Genomic DNA, 19,825 nt, shown 5'->3' on the forward strand with positions numbered 1-19,825 from the left:
GCTCTAGATAATTTAATGATATTCTACTTTTTTCTTTCCTATATAAAATTGAATAAAATTAAATAGGCTTATTATTATAAAAAGAACAAATACTGCAGCAGATGCAATGCCATATTGATACTGATTATAAAATTTGTTGTATATGTAATATACCATAGTAAGACAGCTATTCAATGGTCCAGGTTGCTTATCAAACAAGGCAAATATTTCTCCAAAAATCTTAAAAGAGCTTATCAAAGTCATTATGCATACAAAAAATATAGTTGGTGATAAAAGCGGTACAGTTATATTTTTGATCCTTTCCCACTTATTAGCTCCATCTAATTTAGCTGCTAAATTATACTGCTCATCTATATTTTGAAGTCCTGCTAAAAATATGACTATATTATAACCAAGACTTTTCCATACACTTAATATAATTAAACTAGGCATAGCCCATTTAGGATCTGAAAGCCACTTAACAGGAGATAATCCTATTGCTTGTAATAGATAATTTATAATTCCATGATCTGCATGATACATCCATCTCCAAACCATAGATATGGCTACTGTTGATGTTATAAAGGGTATAAAATATACAGTTCTAAAAAAACCTCTAAATTTTATATTTGAATTTAGTAAAATAGCAATTATCAATGATAAAATAATAGATATAGGCATAACATAAAGCACATATATAAAAGTATTTTTCATAGCTGTTAAAAATTCTTTATCACTAAATATGTAATAAAAATTATCTAATCCCCTAGCATAAACTATATCCTTATAGTAGTTATAACGAGTATAAAAACTCATATCAAAGGATTTTATTATAGGATAAATATTAAAAATTAAGAGTAGTACAAAAGCTGGTGCTATATACATAATACCTTTTACAAAGGATTTTAAATTTTTATTATTATTCACTTTCTTCACCTTTAATTAATAGATTTTTTTCATCTTCAAAACTAAAAAAATGTATCTTATATTTTTTTATATTTAGATATACTGTTTTCTCATTTTTATTTAAATTTTCATAGGGTATTATGCATCTTATATAATCATTACCTACTTTTACTTTTATTATAGTATCTCTTCCTATCATTTCTGCCATTTCTATAGTGCCTTTTATAGTAGACCTATCCTTTTCTCCTAGTATAAAATCTTCACATCTTATGGCAATTTTATATGTACCATCTTCTATATTTTTATCTTTAATAAAATCATCTAAATGTAATATAGTTTTACCTTCAAAAACTTTTAAAAAATTACTATTTTTATCTACTTCACCATCTAAAATATTTATAGGAGGATTTCCTAAAAATTTAGCCACAAATAAATTATTAGGTTTTATATATAGGTTTTCTGGTTTATCATATTGTTGAAGTTCCCCTTTTTTTAATAAGGCAATTTTATCTGACATTGTCATAGCCTCTTCTTGATCATGGGTAACAAATATAGTAGTTATATTTAATTCTTTTTGTATTCTCCTTATTTCTTCCCTCATTTCAATCCTAAGCCTGGCATCTAAATTAGACAAAGGTTCATCTAACAATAGTATTTCTGGCTCTTTAACCAAAGCTCTTGCTATAGCCACTCTTTGTTGTTGTCCCCCTGATAGTTGTGAAGGTTTTCTTTCTAACAAATCTTCTATCTTAACCAATTTAGCTATACTTTCTACTTTTTCCTTTGCTTCTTTAGATTTAATCTTTTTCATTTTTAAAGGAAATTCTATATTCTTATATACAGTCATATGAGGATATAGAGCATAATTTTGAAAAACCATGCCTATATTTCTTTTTTCTGGCTCTAAATTATCTATAATCCTATCATTAAAATATATATTCCCTTTAGTAGGCTTGTACAATCCAGCTATAGTATATAATGTAGTGCTTTTACCACATCCACTTGGCCCTAATAATGTTACAATAGTCCCTTCCTCTATATCTAAATTTAAATTCTTTACAGCAGTAACCTCTTTGAATTTTATGGTAAGATTTTCAATTTTCAAATTCATTTTAACACCGTCCTACAGAAAGAGTTCATATATACCCTCTATATTTTTTTCGTCTAATCCTATGATATTAATATTTAACTGTTTTTCTTCTAATATTTTTTTTATTTCTTCCATAAATATTCCTCTTTCATTTACCCTTTTTATGGTTCCTATAATGCTTTGTAGCTCGTTATTAGACGAAAGTTCTCCTCCCCATTTACCTACACAGGTTTTATTTACACCACAGGTTGGACTTCCTTCTATTCCTACAATCCCTAAAATTTCATAATCATTATTAATATACTCTTCCATTTGCTCTAAATATATCGAAAATAATTCTCTACAATGTTTTCTAAAATGGGGGGTATCAAATTGATCTTTTACATGTCCCCATCTTTTAATCCCATAGCAAGTTAATTCAGGACAGGGAAGTTGAATAATTGATATATTATTATCCATAAGTAACTTTAGTAAATTTTTTATTTTCTCATCTTTTTCTCTATTCTTTTCTTCTCCATAATATTTCACTTTAGAACTTTTATTTAATATACAATGAGATAAAAATATTATTTTTTCTTTTTCCATTATATCTCCTTCTTATCCATATATACTATTTTGTATAAAAAATTACTAATATTCCATTTTAAATCAAACTTCATTATATAATAGTGGCATTTTCTAATCAAATAGATAAAATTTATAATTTTGTTTATAACTATTTGTTTTATTTATACTATTAAATGTTATTAAATTTCATATAAAAATAAATTATATAAGTTATATCTCGTATAACATAACAAAGGCTCTCTCAAAATAAAATAGATTTAATTTTAACACCTCAAATATAAAAAATTCAATCTATAAACTAACTCATTTCCTAATTTTTTATATTTGTTATATTAAAATTAAATCTATTTCTAGTCATCATTTTGTATAATTAATAAACTATCTATAAAAACCAGCCTTTAATATATCCACGTATTCTTCTATCTCTTTTCTAATATTATCCTTATTTATTTGTAATAGTGGCTTATTTATATTAAGAACTATATATTCTTCACCATATTTCTCTAATGTCCACATTAGTATTTTTAAACACTTCTGTATATCAATATTCTCTTTAAATTTGGAATAATCTATATTGGATAAAAAATTTTCATAGGCTTCTTTTGTTTCCTTTGATTGGATTTTTTCTAAAGTAGATTTTATATCTTTAGGCATATTCAATATAGATTTTATAAATAGCATAAATATACTAGGATACTTTTCTATAAGGTTCATTTTTATCATAGTCCATTTTTTTACTCGTTCTAGAATATCCCTTTCCTCTGTATCTACCTTCATATATAACTCTTCTTTCAAAAACTTAAAATAATAGTTATATACATATATAAATAATCCCTTTTTATTACAAAAGTAATGAAACAAAAGCCCCTTTGATACGCCTGCTTTTTCTACTATTTTATTTGTAGAAGCCTTTTCATATCCCCTTGTAGCAAACTCTTCTAAAGCAGCTTTTAGTATAGCTTCTTTTTTATCTTCCGGTATATTCTTTAAATTGTCATCCATAAAATCTTCTCCTATTCAGCCTTCATAAAATCTACCATAGATATAGTTAGAATTTTTTTCTTAGATAATATTTTTGATATTTCATAGGTTAAATATATTATTACAAAACCTATTATAGTATACTTTAATGAAATATTCATAGGTATTGAAAAATTAATATCCTTTGCTACCTTTTTCATAAGCTGTCCCATAGAAATTTTTAATATAGGTATAGAAAATAAATAACCTATTATAACAGGAATTTTTCCTGTATTTAATATTAAAGAATTTATTTCTTGCTCTTTATATCCTAATATTTTTAGCATAGATATATTACCTTTGTTTTCTTCTACGATTATAGAAGTTATAACATATATTACGATTAAAGCGATTATAATCGCAAAAACTGCCATAATAGTAAGGGAATATTTCATAGGCTCTGTCATAGATTTAAAGGCTTCTTCAATTTCTTTTTTACTTTCTACCTTAAATATTAAGTTTTCATCTATATCTAATTTTTCTTTTGAATATAATCCTATATAACTATTTTTTTCATAATTCATCATAGTATTAAATTCATCAAGAGGTATATATATACTTTTAGTAACATAATTATCTGCTATTTCATCTATATTTATAAAAAATCCTTTATCCTTATAAGTATTATATATTTTTATTCTATCCCCTTTATCAATATTTAATTTTTCTGCTAATGCTTTAGTTATTATAATTTTATTGAACTGTATTTTTTCTCCTTTCGAATCCTTTAAATTTATAAGCTGTGTATCTTTTTCTATACCATATATAGGTATAGGTTCTTTGTCATTATCTACTTTAAAAGAGGATAGATTATATTTTTCCCCAGTATAGTTTTTTTCACTTTGAATATTTTTCAAAATATAATTATACTCATATTGGTTTATATTTCTTTGAGCCTTTAGTAAAGAATCCATGGAATCTTTACTCATAAACCCCATAAGCAAAAACATGGAAGCTATTATTATACCCACTAATAATATAATAGTTCTTCCCACATTTCTTGTAATCTCTCTTATTTTAAACTTATTTTCAAATTTAAATCTATAAAGTTTTAAGCTTTTTTCTAATTTGTTTACTTTCCCTTTATTTTTGAAACCTTTCATAAGATTAACAGGAGACATTTTTAAAACTTTTAATAGTACAATAAGTGAGGTTGAACTCAAGAAGAATAAGGGTATTATTAGACTTAAAATAATATAACTTACACTATAATTTTCTTTTATTAAAGGTATATTGAAATAACTTAGCATAAACTGGCTTAGAGGTTTCGAAAAAAATAGCCCCAATATGGTACCTATTACTCCTCCTATAATAGCAATTATAATAGGATAATTCATATAATGCTTTAATATTTCACCTTTCTTATAACCTAAGGCATATAAAGTCCCTATCTGTTTTAAATCTATTTTTATCATTCTCCATATCACTATGGATAAAAGAACAGAGGTTAACAAAATTATAACCATAGGAAGAGTTATCGCCATGATTATAGAACTATCTAACTTAGTTTTTACAAAGGAATATCTTACATTATTTTCCCTTTCTATGTAGGATAATATATTATAGTTTTTTTCTATATATTTTCTAAATTGCTTTTCATTATTTTCTTTAAACACTGTGTGGTAAAAGGTTTTTATTCCCTTTAACTCTTCCATATTATTCTCTGACATAGAAGCTATGCCAAAATTTTTAGCGTTCCATATAAGATCTGTTTCAGATTTTAGAGGATAAATATAATCTGGCAATGCAAAAAATCCAACTACTTTAAACTCTTTTCCTTGTATTTTTATTTTATCTTTTAATTTTATATTTTTCTCCTTTGAAAAGGATGGATCTAAGAGTATCTCATTTTTATTTATTATATCTCTTCCCTGTATAATATAGGACTTATTTATTTTAGATGTTTTACTAAATATTCTTAAGGTAGTATTATCATCCAAGCTATAATCCATTTCATACCTTTTTTCAAGGTATATATTAAATTTTTCTTCTAATTTTTCTATATTATCTATAGATTTATTAACCATGATTTTAGCAGAATCTAAATTATAATCCTCAACAAACTCTTTAAAATTTTTATCTATATTTCTAAAAGCCACATTAAAAGAGGAAAAGAGTATACAACTTAGTAAAACTAATAAAGTACACCCTATATAAGAACCTCTATTGGATTTTATAACTCTTTTAATTCTTTTAGATAGAATCATCTACCACACCACCTTTTCCGCTGAAATTTTTTCTTTATTATTTATAAATTCAGAAATTCCTCCATCTCTAATCTTTATTATCTTGTCACTTATAGAAGCTATAGGTTCATTGTGAGTTACTATTAAAATTGTAGTCTTAAATTCCTTATTTATTTCCTCTAATAATTTTAGTATTTCCTTTGATGTTGTATAATCTAAAGCACCTGTAGGTTCATCACATAAAAGTAATTCTGGATTTTTTATAATAGCTCTAGCTATGGAAACCCTTTGTTGTTCTCCCCCACTTAATTCCTGTGGAAACTTATCTTTCTTATCATATAAATGAACTTTCTCTAATATTTCTTTAATATCCCTAGGATTATGGCTTATATTAGAGGCTACTTCTATATTTTCCCATACCGTAAGATTTGGTATTAAATTATAAAATTGAAACACAAATCCTAATTTTTCTCTTCTATATAAAGTAAGCTCCTGATCTTTAAGATCACTTATAATATTATCCTTTAAAATAAACTGACCCTTATCTGCCTTATCTATGCCACCTATTATATTTAATAAAGTAGATTTTCCTGACCCAGAAGGTCCCAAAATGGTAACAATATTCCCCTTTTCTATTTCTAAATTTATATCTTTAAGCACCCAAAATTCTCTACCTGCTATATTAAATTTTTTCCCTATATTCTTTAATGAAAGATACATAACTAACATCTCCCCTTTTTATTTTAACTACATATTACCACCTATTGACCATGGGGTCAATATTTTTTAGTTTTAATACAAATACATTAATTTAATAATTTTTAGTGATAAAACAAATTTAGTTCTCCTTAGAATTCAGAAAATATAAAATATAATGAAATTATTTCTAAAATACATTATAATAAAGTCTAAGCAATAAACATTTCAAAAAATAAATACTAAGGACTTTTACATAATCCTTAAGAAAATTTCATAGGAAGGTGAAATAAATGAACAAAGGTAAAGAAAAAATATACAATATTTTAGATGAGCTAAATATTAAATATATTAAGCATGAACATGAGGCAGTTTATACAATAAAAGAGGTAAATAATTTGCAATTAGATATAGAAGGGCAACATTGCAAAAACTTATTTCTTAGAAATAGAAAAGGAAATATACATTACCTTCTTATTTTGTGTGATGAAAAAATGGCAGATTTAAAGGCTTTGGCAAAGGAAATAGGAAGCACACCTCTTTCCATGGCATCAGAAGAAAGGCTTTATAAACATTTAGGGCTTACTCCTGGAAGTGTTACTCCATTTGGGCTTATGAATAATTCTGATAAAAAAGTAAAGGTACTTCTAGATAAGGATTTAAAGCATGATGGTAAAATTAATTTTCATCCTAATACAAATACAGCTACTCTTACTATTGATTATGAGGATTTTTATAAATTTTTACAATGGACTGGAAATGAAATTAAAGAGGTAAATATTTAAAAATAGAAGTGCTCTTAAAAAAAGTAACAAAGCAAGAACCTTAACAAATTGAAAACAATTTGTTAAGGTTCAAAGGTTTTAACCACTTCCTCTAACATATTTCTTATTTTAATATTCTGAGGACAGGCTTCTTCACATTTTCCACATTTCCTACAGTTTGAAGCTTTTTCATTTTTATTTAAGTAACTTACATATTTTTTCTTTTGTTTTTTCACATCACTATAAATTGAAGCCATATTTAAGTACTTAAAGTTTTTAGGTATATTTACTCCAAAGGGACATGGCATACAGTATCTACAATTTGTACAATCAACCTTTATTCTACTTATATATATTTCTTTAACTTTATCAATTAATTCAAGCTCTTTTTCTGTTAAAGAATTTGCATATCCGTTGTTAGATTCTTTTATGTTTTCTTCTATGTGAGCCATTTTTTCCATACCACTTAAAACTACAGTTATTTCTGGATAATTCCATAAGAATCTAAATCCCCACTGAGCAGGACTTCTCTTAATACGAGCTTTATTCCATAGTTTCTTAACATCATCTGGAACTACTCTTGCTAAGTTTCCACCTCTTAAAGGTTCCATTATTACAACTGCAAGACCTTTTTGTGAAGCATATTTAAGCCCTTTTGTACCTGCTTGATAATTTTCATCTATAAAATTATATTGAATTTGACAAAAACTCCAATCATAAGCGTCTACTATTTCCTTAAACAAAGATAATTCATCATGAAAAGAAAAACCTGCATATTTTATTCTTCCATCTTCTATAGCTTTATCTAAAAACTCAAATACATTATGCTTCTTTAAATTTTCCCAATCTTCCTTATTGAGAGCATGCAAAAGATAAAAATCTATATGATCTGTTTGTAATTTTTCTAACTGCTCATTTAAATATTTATCCATATCCTCTCTACTTTTTATAAGCCAGGAAGGAAGTTTAGTAGCTAATTTTATCCTTTCTCTATATCCATCTTTAAGAGCCTTTCCTACTAAAAATTCACTGGCACCTTCATGATATGGATAAGCTGTATCTATATAGTTAACCCCTTTATCAATAGCATATCTTATTTGTCTTATAGCTTTCTTCTCATCAATTTTAGCTGGATCATCATCTATTACTGGAAGTCTCATACATCCAAATCCTAATATAGAAACCTCTTCATCGGTTTTTCCAAATTTTCTATATAACATTTTCATCCCCCTTTAGATTTTTTCAACTTGTCTATTAAAAATATATATTCTATATTATTAACATTATTACATTTTTAAGTTTTATTTTGAATTTAATATCCATTGGCAATATTACAAGATTATAATTACTATCATAAAAACTATATATAAAATTTCATCTATTATTAAACCCCATGCTGTTGGTACAGTAAATAGTGCATTTAATATAAGAAAGATAAAAAACACACTTCATAAGCACACTAATTGGTTTATGAAGTGTATTTTTGTCATTAAAATTAAATTTAATCTATTTTGAAACACCCTATTAGGTCTATTTTATTCTTCTAAAATCTCTATACCAACCATATTCATAAGATATTTAGCATTAGTCGTGGTAGACTGTCCTTTTTTTATTTTATAGTCAAAATATATTTCATTATTCTTATAGTATTCTGAGAAATGATAATTTTTTATTCTTTCATCTTTATCTAAAACACAAAGTTCTAAATCATGAGTAGTTAATCCCCCTATTATCCAAGGTTTATTTAGGTTAAACAATACATTTTTGGCTCCTATATATCTATCTTTAGAGTTTGTTCCTCTAAATATTTCATCTATTAGAAAAATCATAGGGCTCTTATTTTTTGAATGGTTAATTATATTTTTAATTTTTATAAGCTCTCTATAAAATGTAGATATACCACCCTTTAAATCGTCTGTTATTCTCATAGAAGTATATATGTCCATAAGGGAAGAGCTCATTTCTTCTGCACACACTGGTGCCCCACTATAAGCTAAAACTAAATTAATTCCTAGCGTTCTTAAAAAAGTAGTTTTTCCCGACATATTAGATCCAGTTATAAGGAGAATATTATTTTTCATAGTTAAATCATTGCATACTCTATCCTTTATATTAATTAAAGGATGCCCTATGTTTTTACATTCTATCTTTAAATTATCACCATATTCTAATTTTAAATTAGGATAACTATCTTTTTCAGATTTAAAATTCTCCTTATGTAAACTATTAGACTGAGTATTTTTATTTAAACTTGTTTTTTTATCGGAATCATATATATTAGGAAAAGAAATTTTGTTATTTATATGAGTTAAAACAGCTAAACTTGCAAAACTTTCTATTTCTCCTATGCCATTTAGCCATTTTTCTATTTTATCGCCATATTTTAATTTCCAAGACTCTAGGGAAAAAACACATTGGTAATCCCAAAGGAAAAATATATTTAAGACTATATATAAAATACCATTGTACCTTAAATTAACCTTCTCCGAAATTATATTTAATTCCTTTATAGCTTTAATAGAACTTTCTTTTTCATTAAAAAGTACTTTCTTTATGCTCTTTAATTTTTCACACTCTAATTCTTCCTTTTCTATTAACTTTAACACCTTACTATAGGTTTGAAAATTATATTTAAGTTTATCTATAGATTGCAGGATAGCATTAATTTTTAAAGCTTTTAACATCCATATTAAGCATTGAACAATACCTAAAACTCCTACTAAAGTATATAGATTCTTAAGCTTTAATATAATTATACCTAGTGATAAAGGCACTGTAATTAATGGCATTATGTACAATATATTTTTTATTACTTTACTTTTTATTAAAATACCATTTTCCCTTATATATTTCATAAGTTTTTCTGTGCTTTTTAGCTTTTCTTTATATTTTCCTGTTGTATATTCTAAGTTTTGGCAAAACTCTAATTTTTCTCCTAACTCCTTTACAGCTCTTTGGTTTAAAATTATTTCATCTTTATTTTTATTTGGCTCTAATAATAATTTTGCTAAATTATCTCTACCATCCTTGGTGTTAGTTGTGTTTATAAGTTGAAAAAGTGATTCTTTTCCCACTATATCCAAATCTCCTGAATAAGGATGATCTTCTGAAATAAATTCTTCTCCTCTATCCTGAAATTCTATCCATTGTCCATTGATTCTATCTACATATTTTTTATTTATATTTATCATTTCTTTGGAAAATTTAAGTTTATTCTTTATATTGCTATGCTTTATTATTAAAGCTATAAACATACATGCCATTAAAATGGATAACCCTAAATATTTACTATAAACACTTGAATTTAAAGCTTTATAAATAAAATATATAAGCCCTATCATAGATATCAATCTTAAAGTCCCCAATATACTATAGATATTGCTATACTCTTTAATATTTTTTCCCTGCTCTTTTATTTTAGTTAAAAATTTATCCTGTAGCATTTAAATCCCTCCTTTGTCATTAATATTATTTATTATTTTTAACTCTTGTATCACAAATTACATTTGATCTTATATTTTTTATTTTATTTACCCCATTTACAGTAAAATTAAATATTTCCTTTAGGAAATCTTCTCTTTTAAATTTTCCTTTTTCCATATCATATAATTTCTTTTCTAATTTTCCTGTATAATCTGTATCTAAAAGTTCTCTTATAGGAAAGGTTTCTATTAATTTAGTACCTTTATCTGTTATTAATAAGGATTTCCCCTTAGGAGTTATATAGCCTGCATATTTTAACTTGTTTATAGTTTCTGCTCTAGTAGCTGCTGTTCCTATGGAATATCCATATAATATGTTTGATTCTTCCTCATTATCTTCATTTTGTTTTGTGTTTTTACCACAGGTTTCCATAGCTTTAAGCAAAGTTTTTTCTGTATGATGAGCAGGTGGTTTAGTCTTTTTTGATATTATTTTTAAACTTTTCATTTCTACTTCATCATCTTTTTCTATAGGTGGTAAAAGTTCATCTTTCTTCTTTTCTTTATATAACTTTAGCCAACCTTTAGCTTTAAGTATTTTGCCCTTTGTCTTAAATAATCTTTCATAATTTTCTCCTAGTACAGTAGTTACTATTTCTGTATTTTCATACTGTGCTTCTTTCATAAATTGAGATATAAATCTATTTTTAACTGCATCATATACTAATCTTTCATCTGGAGTTAAATTTTTAGGTATTATGTAGGTTGGCATTATAGCACTGTGGCTTTCTACCTTAGCATTGTTAAACACCTTTTTTGAAGTGTTAAAAACTATTTCCTCTTTAAAAGGTAAATCATTTTTTAAAACCTCTAATACTTTTTTTGCTTTATCCTTAATACTCTCTTCTAAGGCTGTACTTTCAGTTCTTGGATAGGTTATATATTTTTTTTCATAAAGACTTTGGGATACCTTTAAAACTTTATCTGCAGTAAAACCTTTATATTTACTTGTAATATATCCTTGAAGATTACTTAAATTAAATAAACTTGGTGGATTTTCCTTTTTAATTTCTACAGTTTTTTCTGTTACTAATCCATTTTTGTCCTTTATTTCAGCTTTAAGCTTTTCCATAATTTTTTTATTTGGAAATTTTTCTTTTTTGCCATAAAAGAATTTACCTTTATATTCGCCTTTTTCATTTTTAAAAGTGGCTTCTAATTCATAAAACTCTTCTACCTTAAAATTTTTAATTTCCATTTCTCTGTCATATATAATCTTTAAAGTTGGCATTAATACTCTACCTATATTAAGAAGATTTCCTTTTCCTCTTGTATATTTCATAGTGGCTATAGATGTAAAATTTATACCTATAACCCAATCTGCTAATTGTCTACTTACTCCTGCATCTTGTAAGTTTATCATTTCTTCGTTCTTTTTCAAATCCTTAAGACCTTTTTTTATTTCTGTAGGTGTCCATTCATTTATAAGTATTCTATATATAGGTTTATTTGCTTTTAAATAATTAAATATTAAAAGTGCTATAAGTTCCCCTTCTCTATCATAGTCAGTAGCAGATATTATTTCTTCTACCTCTTCTCTATTTATAAGTTCCTTTATTATTTCAAGTTGTTTTTTTGCTCCTGGATCTACCACATTTCTATTCTTACCATCATTTTTTATTTTATATTTAAACTCTTTAGGTATATATGGAAAATTTTCAAAACTCCAAAGAGCTAATTTAGGATCGTAATCCTTGCAATCATATAAGGTTAATAAATGACCAAAGGCCCAGGTAACTATATATCCATTACCTTCTAAGTATCCGTTTTCCCTAGTTTTACACCCTAGTGCCTCTCCTATATTTCTAGCTACAGAGGGCTTTTCTGCTAATAATAATTTGCTCATTTTCTCACCATCACTATAATTTATTCGTTTTAATTATTCATTTAATGATTATATCATATTTTAGTAGAATTATTCTGTAAAAATAGGGTATAATTCATTCTTTTTAACTATATTAAATCTCAAAAATAGGAGACAGCTCTTTCTTTTTAGTTAAATTCAAACTTAAAAAATTTTGAATGTTTTCCTCTTTTTTTAAATTATCTTAACTAAAAATTTTAGAACTTTCTGCTCCTTTTCACTTTAAAGAAGTTACCATTATTAAATTAAGTCTTAGAATATTTCTTTATTAATTACAAAAGCTAACATATATATTGAAATCTATATATTACGAGTTAAAGAAAGGATAGATATTAATGAACAAATCATGTAATACCTGTGAAAATTTTGAAGGGGTTTTTAAATCTTATTGGTTAGACTCTACTCCAGAAACAGACTATCCTGTTTTAAATGAAGATATCACTGTGGATATAACTGTTATCGGTGCTGGTATAGTAGGAATTACTACTTCTCTTCTTCTAAAAAAAGAAGGTTTTAAAGTTGCACTGATAGATGCAGATAAAATATGCCAAGGTACTTCTGGCCATACTACGGCCAAAATAACCTCTCAACATCATTTAATATACGATAAGTTAATTACTGAAATGGGAATAGAAAAAGCACAAAAGTATGCAGATGCCAATGAATTTGCAATAAATTTCATAGAGAATATAGTTAATGAATATTCTATAGACTGTGATTTTCACAGACTCCCTGCTTATATTTATACTGAAGATGAAAACTTTGTATCTTCAATAAAAAAAGAAGCAGAGGCAGCTTTAAGCTTAGGATTAAAAGCAAAATTTTTAGATAGTATTCCTATTTCTTTGCCTGTAAAAGCTGCTTTATGTTTTGAAAATCAAGCTCAATTTCATCCACGAAAATATTTATTAGACCTAGCCAATAAAATACCTGGAGATGGAAGTCATATATTTGAAAATACAAAAATAGTAGACATTGATAGCGATAATAGCTGCGTATGTACTACTGATAATGAGAAGAAAATATCTTCTTCGAAAATTATTGTAGCTTCACACTTTCCTTGCTATGATGCTTTAGGATTATACTTTGCAAGACTTTCTCCAAAAAAATCTTATGTTTTAGCTGTAGAAACAAAGGAAGACTTTCCCAAAGGTGTGTTTATAAATGCTGAAGAACCTGGACGCTCTCTTCGTTGTCAAAATTATAAGGGCAGCAAAATTGTTCTTGTAGGCGGCGAGGGCCATAAGACAGCTCATGGAGAAAATACGTTAACTCATTATAAAAATTTAAAGTCCTTTGCAGAAAAAACTTTTAGTATAGATAATATATTATACTATTGGTCAACTCAAGATTACATGACTTTAGATGGAGTGCCTTACATAGGACATTTAACCTCTTCTACTAAAAATATTTATGTAGCTACGGGTTTTGGAGAATGGGGAATGACAAATGGTACTGCTGCTGCAATATTACTAAAGGATCTCATTACTAATAAAGAAAATTCCTGGAAGGATTTATATAATCCATCAAGACCTATGACCTCCAGTTCCATTAAAAACTTATTTACTTTAAATATAGATGTAGCCAAAGAATTTGTTAAAGGTAAGCTACAAGGTGCACCTAATACATTAGACCTTAATAATGACCAAGGAAAAGTTGTTACAATTGATGGACGAAAGTATGGAGCTTATAAAGATAATGCCGGTACTATTCATTTAGTAGATAATACTTGTACTCACCTAGGTTGCGAACTCAAGTGGAATGATGCAGAAAAATCTTGGGATTGCCCTTGTCATGGCTCTAGATTTAGCTATGAAGGTGATATTATTGAAGGGCCTGCTATTAATAAATTAAATCATTATAAAGAAAATCCTAATAGAATTGATCCAAATATTTTATAATATTATAAAATAAAGATGGAGAGCTATTTTTCATAATAGAACTCCATCTAAACCTTATAATCATTTAATAATTACTTAATTTATTCTATTGTTATACTATAGCAAGTTGATTTTTGCTTTTTCACAATCCTCTATCATTAAATCTGGCCATATGGATGCTTGAACTTCCCCTATATGTGCTTTTCTTAAAAAATACATACATATTCTTGACTGTCCAATTCCACCACCAACGGTATATGGCAATTTACCCTCTAAAAGCAATCTATGAAATTCTAGATTTTTTCTATCTTCACAACCTGCTATTTTAAGTTGTTTTTCTAGAGATTCTTCATCTACTCTTATACCCATAGAAGATAATTCAAAGGCTCTTTCTAATACTGGATTCCAAAATAATATATCTCCGTTCAATGTCCAGTCATCATAATCTGGAGCTCTTCCATCATGCTTTTCTCCTGAGGCTAAAACTCCCCCTATTTCCATTAAAAATACTGCTCCCTTTTCTTTAGTTATAGCATCTTCTCTTTCCTTTGAATCTAAATCCGGATAAGTATCTTCGAGTTCTTGAGAAGTTATAAAACATATTTCCTCTGGTAATATTTCATTGAATCCCTCATATTGGCTACAAATCTCTCTCTCTGTTTCCTTAAATACACTATATATTTTGTTAACTATAGACTTTAAAGTTTCTTTGTTTCTATCTTCTTTTTTAATAACTTTTTCCCAATCCCATTGATCCACATATATAGAATGAAGGTTATCTAAATCCTCATCTCTTCTTATGGCATTCATATCTGTATAAAGACCTTCACCAACTTTAAAATCATATCTGTGTAAAGCCATTCTTTTCCACTTAGCTAAAGAATGTACTATTTCTATCATTTCTTCCTTTAGATCTTTCATATCAAAAGCTACTGGTCTTTCTACTCCATTTAAGTTATCATTCATACCTGTATTTTTTCTTACAAATAAAGGTGCTGAAACTCTTGTAAGGTTCAACTTTTCTGCTAAAGTTCTTTCAAAAAAATCTTTAACCTTTTTTATTGCAACCTCTGTTTCTCTTATTCCTAATGTGGATTCATATCCTTCAGGTATCATTAATCTATCTTTAAATTTTATCATATGTTTCCCTCCTAAAACTTTCTTCAAAATTATTTTACATAAACCCTATAGTCTTATATCTAGGATTAAATAATTACCTATTAGTACTAACATTATGATTATTATATCCAAAATCAATTTATTAATTATATATTAGATATTATCGTAATTTTATCATTAAGTCAATATATTTTTTAATAAAATATCAATTTTTTATAGTATTTGTTTAATACTTTAGTAATTATCACCCTTTAGTTTTTAAAATATTAATTTGCTATGTTTTAAAATAATGTTTACATAAATAAAGGATGAAGAATTTCACTTGAATTCTCCATCCTTATATTTATTTTACATATTAAATATACATCTTATTCCATTTTCACCATAACATTTCCCACAGGATATACATTTAGCTTTTCTATTTTCATCTTTTTCAAATTTATTTATTAAATCTGGTTCCCTTATAAAAGGTCTAGCCATTGAAAAATATTCTATCTTACTATTGTTTAATATTTGATCCATATTATTATAACTTCTATTCATACCAACTAAAATTATAGGAGTATCTACTTGTTCTGCTATTTTGGAAGCATACTCTTTATATATAGATTCCTTTTTATTAGTTTCTGTCCAAATTGTTCCTCCACCGCTGATTTCTATAGAATCTATACCTTTCTTAGAAAGTTCCCTGCAAACAAATTCACATTCCTTAAAGGTTGCTCCTCCTTCTTCAAAATCAGAACAATTAATTTTTATGGATATATGAAAATCCTCTCCTACTGTTTTTCTTATCTTATCATAAACTTCTAGTATTAATGCACCTCTCTTTTCCACTGAACCACCGTATTTATCCTTTCTTTTATTAAAAAGAGGACTTAATGTTCTACTTAAAAAATATCCATGTGCTCCATGAATTTGAATTCCATCAAAACCTGACTCTTTAGCCCTTTTAGCTGCCTCAGCAAAAGATTTTACTATAGCCTTTATATCATCTTCTGGAATATTTTCACTTAATCCGTAAAATTCACTACCGGTTTCATTATTAATATAATTTTCTCCTAAGACTATTTGCATTAATACTTTAGCTCCATATTTATGAATTATATCTGTCAAAAGCTTATGTTCTTTAATAAAGCTATCATCATAAATTCCAAGGATTCTAAGACTTGGCTTATCATAATCAAATATAGTAGTGTAACTAGTTATTATTAATCCAACTCCACCCTTTGCTAATTCTTCATATAAATTAAGTAATCTCTCCGTGATATGTCCTTCTTCTGTGGCCATGCCCTCCCAGGTGGCTGAACGAACAAATCTATTTTTAAGTTCCATTGTTTTTATGCAGGTTTTATCAAATAAACTTTTCATAAAAGTTCCCCCTGTTTTATTTCAATTCTATATTATTATATTAGCATAGTTTGATTTAATGTTGAACTTTCAGCAAAGGAGTTAAAACAGATTTTTTAACTATCTCTTATATATTACTTTAAATATATTAACTCTTCCTCTATTTTTTAAAAGATTCTATTGTTAAAATTTATTTATTGTACCCAATATTAGAAATTATGATTATGATTAGCCTGTTTTCATATACAAAAATCTTAAATTATATTAATATTAATGAACTTAATTTTTACTTACTTATTAAAATAAAATAGCTTCTTAAAACAAACATACAGAATATATTAAATAAGATTTTCAGATACTAAAAAATCAATAAAATTATTGATTTTTAGTATCTTGTTTTCAGTATTTTATGATATAATATTTTATACTTGCTATTCATTATTAAATGAAATGAAAAATCATTTATATAAATATATTAAAAAATTAGATAAATATAACTAATATTAGAAAGGTAAGGTATATAATATGAATAAATTTAAAATAGAAAATCCTAAAAATCATGAATTGAATGTTATATGTGTTAAAGCTACAGCATCTGAAGCTGTTATTTCTAATGAACATCATCATAGTCATAGTGGAGTATATGAAGGTGAGAGAAAAGATGGGAAAATGCATGGTTTTGGTACATATACTTACACTAACGGAACTAAATATGTAGGTTACTGGAAAGAAAACATGATGCATGGTGAAGGTGTTTTAATTTGGGCTTCTGGTGAAAAATATACTGGTAGTTGGAAAGATGATGAAAAACATGGATATGGCATATATACTTGGCCTGATGGAGAAAGTTATGTTGGATATTGGGAAAATGATTTAAAATCCGGTCAGGGTATTTATACTTGGTCCGATGGTGATGTTTATACTGGTGATTGGATTTGTGATTTTCGTCATGGACATGGAGTTTATGTTTGCAACCATGGAGATAAATATATTGGTCAATGGGTAAATGATTTAAGACATGGAAAAGGTATGTACATTCACTCTAATGGTGAAATTTTCATTGGTGAATATAAAAATGATGAGAGAGTTGAAAATTCTAATATTTAAGAATCATTTAATTACATAATTTTTGCTATTTTAGACTATAAAAATAGTTTTACTTTTAACAAGTTATACACTTTTTTCTTAATATAAATTTATCATAAAAGATAAAAATAACTTTAAAATCCACTAAAAATAAGATACCTCTAAACTATAACAGTTCAGAGGTATCTTTGTATTTAACAATAGGAATTGTGATTATCCTAAAATATTTAGCCTAGAATAAAGGGGTTTTTGTTCCCTTTGTTTTCTCTTTTATAAATGTTTTAACCTCATTGCTAGTTAAAGCTTCTTCTACTTCCTTTGCCCATTCTTTGTCTTCTTTAAGTACTAATACAATACCCTCTTCTTGAGCAAAAGCTAAAGCTTTTTCTGAATCCTTACCCGCTTTAAGCATAACATCCGCCATAACTATAGCCATATCAGTATCGTTTAATGCATTTGCTAAATTTAATCTTTCCATTTCGACAAATTTTAAATTATGTTTATTTTCAACAATATCTAAAGTGTTTGGTACTTCTACACCTTTTTTAAGTTTAATTATTCCTTCTTTATCTAATAATTTTAATGCTAAAGCTCTATTAGTATTATCATTAGATACTGCAACAGTCATTTTATCCTTAATATCATTTATTTTCTTAATTTTATTAGAATATAATCCTATTTGGAATGCAAAAACTGGCTTACCATATGCTTTTAATTTTGTTCCTCTATCCTTGTTGAAATTGTCCATATAATCTTGATATTGATAAAAGTTACCATCTATACTTCCATCATTAACTGCCATATTAGGTGTTATTGCATCATCAAATACTTTTACTTTCATTTCATATTTGCTACTTTTTTTGTTAAATACTTTTTGAGCTTCCTCTAAAACATCCTTTGATATAACTGATGTTCCTATAGTTATTACCTTTTTATCTCCTGATGTTTCAGTGGCTTTTTCCTTATCTTTAGATGAACTGTTTCCACAGGCTACCATTCCCAATGTTAATGTTATAGCTGCTAAAATACTGACTATTTTCTTCCCTTTCATTTTTAAATCCTCCTTAAATATGTAAAATTTATTAAATTATATGGACTGTTACTTTCTATGTATATATTTATTTAAAAATATAGTTAAGTTAACTATAGCTTTAAATTTTTTTAAATAGATTATTATGTATTTATTTTAATTTTTTATATATAATATTTCCCACAAATTGTATAATCCCAACTATTATTACTAATAAAACTAAAGTGGTATACATTATAGTATCATTAAAACTTTGGTACCCATAAGTAAGTCCAACGGCTCCCAAGCCTCCAGCTCCTACTGCTCCTGCCATAGCTGTTAATCCTAATATTGTTATTGTAGCTAAAGTTAAATTTAAATTTATAGATGGAATAGCTTCCTTTACCATTACTTTAAATATTATTTGAATATTTGAAGCTCCAAAGGATTTAGCTGCTTCTATTAAACTTGGATTTACTTCCTTTAAACTACTTTCTATTAATCTGGCTATAAAGGGTGCTGAAGCTATAATTAAGGGAACTATGGCTGCATCCTTTCCTATGGATGTTCCTACAACACTTCTTGTAAAAGGTATTATAGCTACTGCAAGAATAATAAAGGGTACTGATCTTAATACATTAATTATGGCACTTAATATACCATAAATTATTTTATTTGGCTTAATGCCTTTTTCATCTGTTACTACTAATACTATAGCTAATATAAACCCAATTACAGCAGATAAAATAGTTGCTATTATTATCATATATATGGTTTCCCATAAACTAGGAAGAATTATTTGTTTCATCAAAGTTGTAATCTCATTCACT

Annotated in this window: 16 protein-coding genes; 3 read left to right on the plus strand and 13 right to left on the minus strand. The window is 26.6% G+C overall.

Features of this window, described 5'->3' with window-relative positions:
• Window positions 1-12 precede the first annotated feature (12 nt).
• The 6 genes from ACYUEW_RS08550 to ACYUEW_RS08575 all read right to left on the minus strand — a co-directional run bounded on the left by ACYUEW_RS08550 (window position 13) and on the right by ACYUEW_RS08575 (window position 6,468).
• Window positions 13-906: a carbohydrate ABC transporter permease gene (locus ACYUEW_RS08550; RefSeq protein WP_042385164.1), complete on the minus strand. Its 894-nt coding sequence runs from the start codon at window positions 904-906 to the stop codon at window positions 13-15.
• Window positions 899-1,996, minus strand: coding sequence for an ABC transporter ATP-binding protein (locus tag ACYUEW_RS08555; RefSeq protein ID WP_003486464.1), 1,098 nt, complete (start codon window positions 1,994-1,996; stop codon window positions 899-901). Before ACYUEW_RS08555 ends, ACYUEW_RS08550 begins: the two co-directional genes overlap by 8 nt.
• Window positions 1,997-2,008: 12 nt before the next feature.
• The gene (locus ACYUEW_RS08560; protein ID WP_043031852.1) at window positions 2,009-2,560 is read right to left on the minus strand and encodes a CD3072 family TudS-related putative desulfidase; all 552 of its coding nucleotides are present in this window, start codon (window positions 2,558-2,560) and stop codon (window positions 2,009-2,011) included.
• A gap of 360 nt (window positions 2,561-2,920) precedes the next feature.
• Window positions 2,921-3,544, minus strand: a complete 624-nt coding sequence (locus ACYUEW_RS08565) for a TetR/AcrR family transcriptional regulator (RefSeq protein ID WP_003486467.1) — start codon at window positions 3,542-3,544, stop codon at window positions 2,921-2,923.
• Window positions 3,545-3,555: 11 nt separating this feature from the next.
• A complete protein-coding gene (locus ACYUEW_RS08570; RefSeq protein ID WP_043031851.1) occupies window positions 3,556-5,769 on the minus strand; it encodes an ABC transporter permease in 2,214 nt (737 codons plus the stop codon).
• Window positions 5,770-6,468, minus strand: a complete 699-nt coding sequence (locus tag ACYUEW_RS08575) for an ABC transporter ATP-binding protein (protein ID WP_460276583.1) — start codon at window positions 6,466-6,468, stop codon at window positions 5,770-5,772.
• 269 nt (window positions 6,469-6,737) lie between these two features.
• On the opposite strand from ACYUEW_RS08575, the gene ACYUEW_RS08580 reads away from it, so the two are divergent.
• Window positions 6,738-7,229: a prolyl-tRNA synthetase associated domain-containing protein gene (locus tag ACYUEW_RS08580; RefSeq protein WP_003486470.1), complete on the plus strand. Its 492-nt coding sequence runs from the start codon at window positions 6,738-6,740 to the stop codon at window positions 7,227-7,229.
• A 62-nt stretch (window positions 7,230-7,291) separates the two neighbouring features.
• Here the strand turns inward: ACYUEW_RS08580 and ACYUEW_RS08585 are convergent, their stop codons facing one another.
• The 3 genes from ACYUEW_RS08585 to ACYUEW_RS08595 all read right to left on the minus strand — a co-directional run bounded on the left by ACYUEW_RS08585 (window position 7,292) and on the right by ACYUEW_RS08595 (window position 12,536).
• Window positions 7,292-8,428, minus strand: coding sequence for an aldo/keto reductase (locus ACYUEW_RS08585; protein WP_042385173.1), 1,137 nt, complete (start codon window positions 8,426-8,428; stop codon window positions 7,292-7,294).
• A 315-nt stretch (window positions 8,429-8,743) separates the two neighbouring features.
• Window positions 8,744-10,651, minus strand: coding sequence for a MutS family DNA mismatch repair protein (locus ACYUEW_RS08590; protein ID WP_460276584.1), 1,908 nt, complete (start codon window positions 10,649-10,651; stop codon window positions 8,744-8,746).
• Window positions 10,652-10,676: 25 nt separating this feature from the next.
• Window positions 10,677-12,536: a type IA DNA topoisomerase gene (locus ACYUEW_RS08595; protein WP_043031848.1), complete on the minus strand. Its 1,860-nt coding sequence runs from the start codon at window positions 12,534-12,536 to the stop codon at window positions 10,677-10,679.
• A 353-nt stretch (window positions 12,537-12,889) separates the two neighbouring features.
• Between ACYUEW_RS08595 and ACYUEW_RS08600 the strand changes: the two genes are divergently transcribed.
• Window positions 12,890-14,455 (plus strand): FAD-dependent oxidoreductase, encoded by a 1,566-nt coding sequence (locus ACYUEW_RS08600; RefSeq protein ID WP_460276585.1) that lies wholly within the window; start codon window positions 12,890-12,892, stop codon window positions 14,453-14,455.
• Window positions 14,456-14,551: 96 nt separating this feature from the next.
• Here ACYUEW_RS08600 and asnA read toward each other — a convergent pair whose 3' ends face one another.
• On the minus strand, window positions 14,552-15,574 hold the full coding sequence (asnA, locus tag ACYUEW_RS08605; RefSeq protein WP_042385177.1) for an aspartate--ammonia ligase: 1,023 nt from the start codon (window positions 15,572-15,574) through the stop codon (window positions 14,552-14,554).
• Window positions 15,575-15,901: 327 nt separating this feature from the next.
• Window positions 15,902-16,921 (minus strand): NADH:flavin oxidoreductase, encoded by a 1,020-nt coding sequence (locus ACYUEW_RS08610; RefSeq protein ID WP_460276586.1) that lies wholly within the window; start codon window positions 16,919-16,921, stop codon window positions 15,902-15,904.
• Window positions 16,922-17,425: 504 nt separating this feature from the next.
• Between ACYUEW_RS08610 and ACYUEW_RS08615 the strand changes: the two genes are divergently transcribed.
• The gene (locus tag ACYUEW_RS08615; protein ID WP_003486477.1) at window positions 17,426-18,007 is read left to right on the plus strand and encodes an MORN repeat-containing protein; all 582 of its coding nucleotides are present in this window, start codon (window positions 17,426-17,428) and stop codon (window positions 18,005-18,007) included.
• A 211-nt stretch (window positions 18,008-18,218) separates the two neighbouring features.
• Here the strand turns inward: ACYUEW_RS08615 and ACYUEW_RS08620 are convergent, their stop codons facing one another.
• Together ACYUEW_RS08620 and ACYUEW_RS08625 are read right to left on the minus strand one after the other, a co-directional pair.
• The gene (locus ACYUEW_RS08620; RefSeq protein ID WP_043031845.1) at window positions 18,219-19,037 is read right to left on the minus strand and encodes a MetQ/NlpA family ABC transporter substrate-binding protein; all 819 of its coding nucleotides are present in this window, start codon (window positions 19,035-19,037) and stop codon (window positions 18,219-18,221) included.
• A gap of 130 nt (window positions 19,038-19,167) precedes the next feature.
• Window positions 19,168-19,824 (minus strand): methionine ABC transporter permease, encoded by a 657-nt coding sequence (locus tag ACYUEW_RS08625; RefSeq protein WP_072584494.1) that lies wholly within the window; start codon window positions 19,822-19,824, stop codon window positions 19,168-19,170.
• Window position 19,825 lies beyond the last annotated feature (1 nt).

Source organism: Clostridium sp. CTA-1 (genome assembly GCF_054768215.1).